Origin of the sequence: Novosphingobium clariflavum, from assembly GCF_026420865.1 — a bacterium.
In the GTDB taxonomy this organism is placed as follows: Bacteria; Pseudomonadota; Alphaproteobacteria; order Sphingomonadales; family Sphingomonadaceae; genus Novosphingobium; species Novosphingobium clariflavum.
The window spans coordinates 1-1402 of sequence record NZ_JAPCWC010000078.1 but is presented as its reverse complement, the minus strand read 5'-3'; the positions used below and the strand labels follow the sequence as shown (position 1 = coordinate 1402).

The following is a 1402-nucleotide window of genomic DNA, read 5'->3' as shown; positions in this document are numbered from 1 at the left end:
TGTTGAGTTTCACTGAGAACTGACCCGGGATTTTCATCGAGAATTGACCCGGGTGCGCAAGGCTATGTGTTGCCCTTGAGGGGCATGTTCAAGTTGGCGCTTTCTCCTTTTTGGTTTTGGGTGCGGCCGTGCTGGCACGGAATCGGAAGCTGTCGTTTCCAGTTTCCAGGATGTGGCAGTGGTGCGTGAGCCGGTCCAGCAGCGCAGTGGTCAATTTGGCATCTCCGAAGACGCCCGACCATTCGCTGAAGCTAAGGTTGGTTGTGATGACGACGCTGGTGCGCTCATAGAGTTTGCTGAGCAGATGGAAGAGCATGGCACCCCCAGATGGGCTGAAGGGCAGATAGCCCAATTCATCGAGGATCAGCAGATCGAGACGCAGGAGCCGATCCGCCAGTTGGCCGGACCGGTTCATGGCCTTTTCCTGCTCAAGAGTGTTGACCAGGTCGACGGTGGAGAAGAAGCGGACCTTCTTTCTATGATGTTCAACCGCTTGCACGCCCAGCGCCGTTGCAATGTGGCTCTTGCCGGTTCCTGGCCCTCCGATCAGCACAACATTGTCTGCGCTGTCCATGAAGTCGCCGCGATGGAGCTGGCGCACGAGCGCCTCATTGATTTCGCTGGCGGCAAAGTCGAAGCCGGACAGGTCCTTGTAGGCCGGGAACCGGGCAGCCTTGATCTGATAGGCTATAGACCTGACCTCCCGCTCGGCCATCTCGGCCTTGAGCAACTGGGATAACATCGGCACGGCCGCGTCAAAGGCAGGTGTGCCCTGTTCGATGAGATCGTCCGCGGCCTGAGCCATGCCGTACATCTTGAGGCCGCGCAGCATAACTACCACCGCGGCGCTGGCAGGGTCATGACGCATGGCGTGTCTCCCTCAAAGTGTCGTAGCGATCCACATTGGCCTCGGGCTCCTGGGCGAGACGCAATGCCTGCGGCGCATTGATCGGCGAGGCTGGAGGAGCCTTGCCGTCGATGAGGCGATGCAGAACGTTGAGGATGTGCGTTTTTGTTGCGACGCCGGCCTCCAGCGCCAGTTCGACGGCACACAGGACAGCTTGTTCATCGTGATGAAGAACGAGGGAAAGAATCTCCACCATCTCTCTGTCACCGCCAGGCCGCTTGAGCAGATGTCCCTGCAATTGCTGGAAGGCCGCCGGCAATTCGAGAAACGGCGCACCATTGCGCAAGGCACCAGGTTTGCGCTGAACGACTGCCAAATAATGCCGCCAGTCGTAGATCGTGCGGCCAAGCTTGTGGTGGGAGCGATCGATGATCCGAGCATGCTCGCACAGGATCTGCCCCTCGGCAGCGATCACCAGGCGGTCGGGATACACCCGCAGACTGATCGCCCGGTTCGCGAAGGATGCCGGTACACTGTAGCGGTTGCGTTCAAAGG

Annotated in this window: 2 protein-coding genes; both read right to left on the bottom strand. The window is 59.3% G+C overall.

The window, feature by feature from the left end; translation table 11 throughout:
• Positions 1 to 88 precede the first annotated feature (88 nt).
• Positions 89 to 868, bottom strand: coding sequence for an IS21-like element helper ATPase IstB (istB, locus tag OKA11_RS24295; protein ID WP_267225185.1), 780 nt, complete (start codon positions 866 to 868; stop codon positions 89 to 91).
• Positions 858 to 1402, bottom strand: a 545-nt coding sequence (locus OKA11_RS24290; RefSeq protein WP_407673530.1) for a Mu transposase domain-containing protein, incomplete at its 5' end; no start/stop codon positions are given. The genes OKA11_RS24290 and istB, both read right to left, overlap by 11 nt.